Genomic DNA, 8414 nt, shown 5'->3' with positions numbered 1-8414 from the left:
AGGAGCAGCGTGTATTCCCCCTGCGCGCCGTTCCCAATTTTGATGTGCAGGCGCAGGTAGGCCCCGCCACACTACCTAGCCTGCTCAAGGGCTATTTAAGGGCGGGAGTGCGCATCGGCGGCGAGCCTTTCTGGGATCCGCAATTCCATTGCGCAGATTTCTTCGTCTGGTGCGAGTCTAGTCTGATCACCCCGCGCTATCAGCAACGCTTCCTGGAACCGGTGGACGCGCGTAGATGATGCGCCGTAAAAAGCCCGCCTCGGTACTGGTGGCTTACCCGGGGCGGCGCTGGCGCCGTTCGCGGCCCAAGGCTTTGCGGCGTATCTGGCGGCTACCGGTGCTGGTGGTTTATCTGTTTCTGGCCTTTCCGTTGGCGGTATGGACTTGTGCGCGCAAGTCCGAACCGGACGCGGTCAGTTATCGGGCCTTTGCCTGGTGGAGTCGGCGGGCCTTGCGTATCTTTGGAATTCATTTGCGTGTGGATGGAATCGTCCCCAAATCGCCGGTACTTGTCGCCGCTAACCATGTTTCCTACCTGGATATTCTCGCACTCGCGACCTTGGTTCCTGGTCGTTTTGTGGCGAAGAAGGAAATGCGTGCCTGGCCTTTTTTCGGGATTATGGGCGAGTGGCTGGGGACGCTCTTTATTGATCGCGGCGACGCCCGTGCGAGTCAGCGCACGGTGCGCCAGGCCGGCAAAATTTTGGCAGCGGGCACTAGCATCATCCTTTTCCCGGAAGGCACCACTAGCGACGGCAAAAGGGTAGGCGATTTTTTTGCGGCACCTTTTGAAATTGCCTCTGGGGCAGTAGCATCGACGATTCCGGTGGCTTTGCGTTACGAAGATGTGCTGTGCCCCGGTCAGCCCGACCCTCTCTGCCCCTTCATTGGTGAAGATAGCTTGTTTGGACATCTCTGGAGACTGGCGGCGGCGGCACCGTTGACACTGCGCGTGGAATTCCTGCCCGCGCTGGCGCCAGAATTGGGTCGCCGGAAACTGGCAGCAACGGCTCAGGCGGTTATTGCCGATGCCTTACAGCGGATGGAGCAGGGGGCTTCAATCACCTATCTGCATAATCCCCGCCGTCGTCTTATCCGGGATGCCTGGGCAGCGTGGCGGCATGGTCGCGAGGGTTAGGCAGGCCGCCAGTTCTGAACGCTCTCCACCAGGGTGGCGACATTTCCGATGGGGGTTTGCGGGGTGATGCCATGGCCGAGATTAAAGATGTGGCCCGGCCCAGGTCCATGGCTGGCCAGAACGCGCTCGGCCTCTGCGGCGACAGCGCTGGCGCTGCCATAGAGGGCGATGGGGTCCATATTGCCCTGCAGCGCTATGCCATCACCCAGATGTTGGCGGGCGACACTTAACTCGGTTGTCCAGTCGAGGCCCAGCACATCGGCGCCGCTCGCCGCCATTGCCTCCAACCAGTTACCCCCGCCCTTGGTAAAGAGCAGGATCGGTACCTGGCGGCCTTCCGCCTCGCGCTTCAAACTGGCGATGATCTCGCTCATGTAGGCAAGCGAGAACTCTGTATAAGCCGGGGTGCTGAGACTGCCACCCCAGGTATCAAAAATCATCACTGCCTGCGCCCCAGCGGCAATCTGCGCGTTGAGGTATTGGCTGACCGATGCGGCCAGATGACGTAGGAGGCGATGCAGCAGCGCCGGATCGCTATATAGTAACCCTTTGATATGGATGAAGTCGCGGCTGCCGCGACCTTCGATCATGTAGCAGGCGAGGGTCCAGGGGCTGCCAGCAAAGCCGATGAGGGGCACCCGTCCATTCAGCTCACGGCGGATGAGGCGCACCGCATCCATCACAAAGCGCAGCTCCGTTTCCGGATCGGGCTGACTCAGTGCGTCGATGTCCGCAGCGTTACGCAAGGGACGTTCGAATACCGGACCTTCGCCCTCCTGAAATTGCAGCCCGAGTCCCATGACATAAGGAATGGTCAGAATGTCCGAGAAAAGGATGGCGGCATCCAGCGGAAAGCGATCAATGGGCTGCAGTGTCACTTCACAGGCCAGTTCCGGTGTGGTGCAGAGGGTGAGAAAATCCCCGGCACGGGCGCGGGTAGCACGGTACTCCGGCAGGTAACGCCCGGCCTGACGCATCAGCCAGATGGGGACATGATCCACCGGCTGGCGCAGGCAGGCACGCAGGAAATTATCATTCTGTAATGTGGATTTCATCGTCTATACGCCCAGTTGATTGAGAATGCCCTCGGCGGCCCGGCGTCCTTCATCTACCGCCGTGACGACCAGATCAGAGCCGCGGCGCATGTCGCCCCCGGCAAAGATACGTGGGTTAGTGGTCTGGAATTGTTCGTTGGTACTGATCCGCCCACGGGCGTCCGTGCTGATGCCGTATTCCGCAAACCAGGGGGCGGGGGAGGGATCAAAACCAAAAGCGATGATCACCGCATCGGCATCCAGCACCTGCTCGGAGCCAGGGACAATTTCCGGATGGCGACGGCCCTTGGCATCGGGCTCCCCCAGACGGGTTTCGACCAGGCGCACCCCCCGTGCGCCCGATGCCGCATCACCAATGACCTCGACGGGCTGGCGGTTGAAGAGGAATTTGACACCTTCTTCGCGGGCATTGGCGACTTCCCGGCGCGAGCCAGGCATGTTTTCTTCATCGCGGCGATAGGCACAGGTGACGCGGCTAGCACCCTGGCGGATGGCGGTGCGCAGACAGTCCATGGCGGTATCGCCGCCACCCAGTACCACGACTTGCTTGCCGGACAGGCTGAGATAAGGGAGGGTCGGATCAGGCAACTGCATCAGCTGACGGGTGTTCGCGATCAGATAGGACAGCGCCTTGAGGACGCCAGGCAGGTTTTCGCCAGGGAAATCGCCGCGCTTGGCGGCGTAGGTGCCCATCCCCAGAAACACGGCGTCAAAATCTTCCAGCAGCCTGGCCAGAGAAATATCCTTGCCGACTTCCGTATCGAGCTGAAAACGAATACCCATTTCCTGCAACAGATCGGCGCGGCGGGCGACCACCGCTTTTTCCAGCTTGAAAGGCGGGATGCCAAAGGTGAGCAGGCCGCCAACCGCCGGGTAGCGGTCAAAGACAACCACTTCGGTGCCGGCGCGGTTGAGAATATCTGCACAACCCAGTCCGGCAGGGCCGGCCCCCACCACCGCAACACGCTTGCCGTTAGGGATGATATCGGGCATTTCCGGCCGCCAGCCGCGGGCCAGGGCTTCTTCGGTGATGAATCTTTCGAGGTTGCCAATGGTGACGGCGCCAAAGCCGTCATTGAGGGTACATGCGCCCTCGCAAAGGCGGTCCTGCGGGCAGATGCGGCCACAGATCTCCGGCAGGGTATTGGTCTGATGGGACAGACTGGCCGCTTCTTCCAGACGATTCTCAACAATGAGCTGCAGCCAGTTGGGAATATAGTTGTGCACCGGGCACTTCCACTCACAATACGGATTGCCGCAGTGCAGGCAGCGGTCGGCCTGAAGCTGGGCACTGTCCAGGTCAAAGCTTTGGTAGATTTCCTTGAAGGCCTCGCGGCGTTCTTCCACGTCCAGCTTTTTGGGGTCCTGCCGCGGGTCTTCGATGAATGAAAAATGACTCATGGTTTTTCCTCAGGGTGACGCGGTCAGCTTGCTTCTTCGAGCAGGACATCTAGCCTGGCGGCCTTGGGCACCACCAGCCAGACATCGCGGATAAAGTGGGTCCAGTCCTTGAGCAGTCCTGCGGCATAACGGCTGCCTGTGGTGCCCGCATGGGCTTCGATGTGGCGCCGCAGGAGGGCCTCGTAGCCGCGCATGGACTCGGTTTCAATCCGGTGATAATTCACCAGTTCGCCGTTCACCTGATCAGGGAACTGCCGGGCTTGATCGCGGACAAAGGCGAGACCACCGGTCATGCCCGCCCCGAAATTTACGCCGACCGAGCCGAGGATGACGATCTGGCCGCCGGTCATGTACTCGCAGGCGTGGTCCCCGGCGCCTTCGATCACGGCGATGGCCCCGGAGTTACGCACCGCAAAGCGCTCACCGGCGCGCCCGGCCGCATAGAGACGCCCGCCGGTGGCCCCATACAAACAGGTGTTGCCGACAATGGCCGAGTCCTGGCTGGCGTAGGAAACGCCCGCTGGCGGCGCTATGACAATGGTGCCGCCGTTCATGGCCTTACCCACGTAATCGTTGGCATCGCCGTGCAGATGCAAGGTCATCCCCTGCACGCAGAAGGCACCAAAAGACTGACCTGCTGTTCCGTGGAGTTCGATATGCACAGCATCCTCGCGCAGACCAGAATTACCATAGCGACGGGCGATTTCTCCGGCGAGACGGGCGCCGATGGAGCGGTTCACGTTACGGATTGGATAGTGCAGGCGGGTGGGGATTTGCGCTTCCAGCGCGGATCGGGCGTCCTTCACCATGGTTTCCGCCAGATCACCCTTGTCGAAAGGCGGGTTGCGGTCCTGGGTCTGAATGTTGGTGTCGGCATCGCGCAGGTCGGTATTGCCCAGCAGCGGACGCAGGTCCAGATGCGCCTGTTTTTCCGTCTGCACCCCACCGATTTCCAGCATCTGGCTGGCACCAACGAGGTCGTCGAAACGCCGGACGCCGAGTTGCGCCATGATTTCGCGGGCTTCTTCGGCGACGAAGCGGAAATAATTGATGACCATTTCCGGGAGGCCGGTGAAATGTTTGCGCAGGGTCTCATCCTGCGTGGCAATGCCGGTGGCACAGTTGTTGAGATGGCAGATGCGCAGATACTTGCAACCCAGTGCAATCATTGGTGCGGTGCCAAAACCGAAGCTTTCCGCTCCCAGCAGGGCGCCTTTGACCACATCCAGTCCGGTTTTGAAGCCGCCGTCGGCCTGCAAACGCACTCGATGCCGCAAGTGGTTGCGGCGCAGGGTGACCTGGGTTTCCGCCAGGCCCAGTTCCCACGGTGAGCCGGCATATTTGACCGAACTCAGCGGACTGGCGCCGGTGCCACCGTCGTAACCGGCGATGGTGATACGGTCGGCATAGGCCTTGGCTACCCCGGCCGCGATGGTACCGACACCAGCCTCGGAGACCAGTTTGACGGAGACATAGGCCTGCGGATTGATCTGCTTGAGGTCAAAAATGAGCTGTGCCAGATCCTCGATGGAATAGATATCGTGGTGGGGCGGCGGGCTGATGAGGGCGACGCCCTCCTTGGCGTAGCGCAGACGGGCGATGATGCCGCTGACCTTATGCCCCGGCAGTTGACCGCCTTCGCCGGGCTTGGCACCCTGGGCTACCTTGATCTGCAACTCTTCGGCATTGACGGCATATTCCGGTGTCACGCCAAAGCGACCGGAGGCGATCTGCTTGATCTTGCTGACCTTGTTGTTGTGGTAACGGGCCGGATCTTCGCCGCCTTCACCCGAGTTGGAGCGCCCGCCGATGGTGTTCATGGCGATAGCCAAGGCCTCATGGGCCTCGGGCGAGAGCGCGCCCAGGGACATGGCTGCGGTGTCAAAACGGCGGGTAATGGCCTCGATGGGCTCGACCTCACTGAGTGGAATGGGTTGTGTTATGGTGCGCAATTGCAGTAAGTCGCGCAGGTTGGTGACCGGGCGCTCATTGACGAGTCCGGAAAATACCTGATAGTCGGCATAGCGCCCTGATTTTACGGCTGTTTGCAGGCTCTGGACAACGTCCGGGTGGTAGGCGTGATATTCACCGCCGTTGACATATTTGAGCAGACCGCCGACAGGAAGTGTCTTTCGCGGCAGGTAGGCGTCGCGGACCTGCTGGCGGATATCGCTTTCCAATGTACTGAAGGAAGCGCCGCCAATCCGGCTCACCGTCCCCTTGAAGCAGCGCTCCACCACCATCTGATCCAGGCCCAGTGCCTCAAAGAGCTGGGTACTGCGGTAGGAGGCGAGGGTGGAAATCCCCATCTTGGACAGGATCTTGTAGAGGCCTTTGTCGATGCCTTTGCGATAATTTTCCAGCGCCTTGAGGACCGTGACCGGCTGGCTGAAGGCACGCCGCTCGCCCAGGCTGCGGATGATGGCATAGCTCAGGTAGGGGTAGACAGCGGTGGCACCGTAACCGATCAAAGTGGCGAAATGGTGGGGATCGCGGGTATGGGCGGTGGCCACGACGATATTGCAGCGGGTGCGCAGGCCGGCCTCAATGAGGGCATGGTGGACTGCACCTACCGCCATCAGTGCCGGGATGTAGAGCCGATCGCGCCCCAGGGCGTGATCTGAGAGCACCAGGATAACGGCTCCGTGCCGCACCGCTTCGATGACTTCTTCGCAGAGGGCTTCGATGGCGCCTCCCAGATTGCTGTCCGCAGCGGAATAGCAGAGATCAAAAGTCTGGCCGCGAAAGGCAGGTTCCGTGCGGCTGGTGAGGGCGCTGAAAGTGGCGTCGGAGAGCACCGGGGAGTGTACTTCAATGCGCCGGGCATATTCGGGACGCTCGGCGAAGAGATTGCTCTCGCTGCCGATGACCGTGTTGAGGGACATCACCAGCGCTTCGCGCAGGGGATCTATGGGGGGATTGGTGACCTGGGCGAACTGCTGTCGGAAATAATCGGCAATATGCCGGGCTTGCCGCGACAGGACCGCCACGGGGGTATCGTCGCCCATGGAACCGACGGCTTCCTGGGCGCCTTCGGCGAGGACGCGGATCACCTGGTCTTCTTCCTCAAAGCTGACACCAAAGGCCTTTTCGCTGACCAAAAGGTCGGTTACCGGCAGTGCGGGGGTGGTGTCGCTATCGTCACTGTCGAGATGCTCAGCATACTGATCCAGCCATTCCCGGTAGGGGTGGCTGTTCTGGATTTGCGCGTCGATGTCTGCCGACTCCAGGAATTTACCGGTGGCCATATCCACCGCCACCAGTTGCCCTGGCCCGACCCGACCCTGCACGGCGATGTCGCGGTGATCGTAGTCAAAGACGCCCACTTCGGAAGCGATGTTGATGATACGGTCTTTGGTGATGACATAACGGGCCGGGCGCAGACCGTTGCGATCCAGTGCGCAGGCAGCGATGCGTCCGGTGTTCAGCACCAGTCCGGCAGGGCCATCCCAGGCCTCCATGCGCATGGAGTGATATTCGTAGAAGGCGCGTAGGGCGGGCTCAATGCGCGGGACATTATGCCAGGCGGGCGGCACCAGCAGACGGATGGCCTTGAAGAAGTCCATGCCGCCCTGCACCAGCAGTTCAAGCATGTTGTCGAGGCTGAAGGAGTCGCTGCCGCCGCCCACCGCAGGCAGCACTTCAGCCATAGGCAGCAGGTCGGATTGGAGTTGCGCCTCGCGGGCCTTGGCCCACAGGCGGTTGCCCTGCACCGTATTCAACTCGCCATTGTGGGCGAGCATGCGGAAGGGTTGGCATAGCCGCCATTCCGGCCAGGTATTAGTGGAAAAGCGTTGGTGGTAGGTGACGAGCGCGGAGGCGAAGCGCGGGTCGCAGAGGTCGGGATAAAAAACGGGGAGATTCTCTGGCAGCACTAAGCCCTTGTAGCCGATGACCTGAGAGGAGCAGGTCACAGCAAAAAAACTGCTCTCGTCGACAAAGCGTTTTTCTACCCGCCGCCGCAGGCGATAGAGGAGGCGTTCGCGACTGTCCGTGTCCGCAGCGTCGGGGAGGTCCACAAAGGCCTGCCAGACTCCTGGCAGGCTCCCAAGGGCTTCATCGCCACAAGCGGCAAGGTCGGTAGGGACCTCGCGCCAGCCCAGACATCGGAGACCGAGGTCTTGGGCTTCGGCATCCAGTGTCGTGCGGATTTCACCCGCAACAGCTTGGTCCTGTGGGAGAAAAAACTGGCCGATACCGAAATGCTTGCCGAGAGTGATACCCCGATCGGCGGCGATAGCGCGAAAAAAGGCCTCCGGCATTTGCAACAGCAAGCCGCAACCGTCGCCACTTTTGCCGTCGGCGGCTACCGCGCCGCGGTGGGTGAGCCGCGCCAGGGAAGTGATTGCCGTCGCGACAATGGCGTGACTGGCCTGGTTGTCCATCTGGGCAATCAGCCCGAAGCCGCAGGAGTCCCGTTCAAAGTCGGGGGAGTATAAGCTTTGCGTCATATCGTCACCTGATTGTCACGTCACCCTGTCGCCGGACTGCAAAGCAGGGCCGGGCAGTATAACGCGCTCGTGGGCACCATCCAAGGGCTCAAGCCTCGCCGTGTGGATCGAAGAGGCGGTCATACTCGGCAATGGCAAAGCGGTCGGTCATGCCGGCCACATAGTCGGCAACGACACGCGCCTGGCGCTTCGCTGCACCGTCACACTCGTTGATGCGCACCTGATATTTCAGCGGGAGCAGTCGCGGATCTTCACGCAGGGTATGAAAAAGTTTGCGTACCAGGCGCTTGGCTTTTTCTGCCTGACGATGCACCCGGGGGTGACGATACATCCGCTGAAAGAGGAAGTGTTTGAGGGTGGCGACTTCGT

The 8414-nt window shown here is 61.0% G+C and carries 4 protein-coding genes and 2 pseudogenes; 2 read left to right on the top strand and 4 right to left on the bottom strand.

The features are described from left to right. Positions 1–239: pseudogene (locus AC2VNK_RS09275) on the top strand (GNAT family N-acetyltransferase); the annotation flags it as partial. Next, positions 236–1138, top strand: coding sequence for a lysophospholipid acyltransferase family protein (locus AC2VNK_RS09270; RefSeq protein ID WP_486883552.1), 903 nt, complete (start codon positions 236–238; stop codon positions 1136–1138). The pseudogene AC2VNK_RS09275 and the gene AC2VNK_RS09270, both read left to right, overlap by 4 nt. On the opposite strand, the gene hemE is transcribed toward AC2VNK_RS09270, so the two are convergent. From hemE to AC2VNK_RS09250, 4 genes and pseudogenes are all read right to left on the bottom strand, one after another. Continuing rightward, positions 1135–2193, bottom strand: a complete 1059-nt coding sequence (hemE, locus tag AC2VNK_RS09265; RefSeq protein ID WP_291521072.1) for a uroporphyrinogen decarboxylase — start codon at positions 2191–2193, stop codon at positions 1135–1137. The two genes, AC2VNK_RS09270 and hemE, sit on opposite strands and share 4 nt — an antisense overlap. Positions 2194–2196: 3 nt before the next feature. Further along, complete coding sequence (locus AC2VNK_RS09260) at positions 2197–3594, bottom strand: FAD-dependent oxidoreductase (protein ID WP_486883551.1); 1398 nt, start codon at positions 3592–3594, stop codon at positions 2197–2199. Positions 3595–3617: 23 nt separating this feature from the next. Continuing rightward, entirely contained in the window at positions 3618–8045 is a 4428-nt protein-coding gene (gene gltB, locus AC2VNK_RS09255) for a glutamate synthase large subunit (protein WP_486883550.1), read from the bottom strand. Between the two features lie 88 nt (positions 8046–8133). Beyond that, positions 8134–8414: pseudogene (locus tag AC2VNK_RS09250) on the bottom strand (deoxyguanosinetriphosphate triphosphohydrolase); the annotation flags it as partial.

This window comes from Acidithiobacillus sp. TH-A35 (assembly GCF_057473505.1).
Note: the sequence above shows the minus strand (reverse complement) of the source record. Positions and strands in the feature narration are given on the sequence as shown.

Bases quoted from the DNA above. Each gene is read 5' to 3' on its own strand.
- AC2VNK_RS09270 (WP_486883552.1), top strand. From the start codon at position 236: ATGATGCGCCGTAAAAAGCCCGCCTCGGTACTGGTGGCTTACCCGGGG.
- hemE (WP_291521072.1), bottom strand. From the start codon at position 2,193: ATGAAATCCACATTACAGAATGATAATTTCCTGCGTGCCTGCCTGCGC.
- AC2VNK_RS09260 (WP_486883551.1), bottom strand. From the start codon at position 3,594: ATGAGTCATTTTTCATTCATCGAAGACCCGCGGCAGGACCCCAAAAAG.
- gltB (WP_486883550.1), bottom strand. From the start codon at position 8,045: ATGACGCAAAGCTTATACTCCCCCGACTTTGAACGGGACTCCTGCGGC.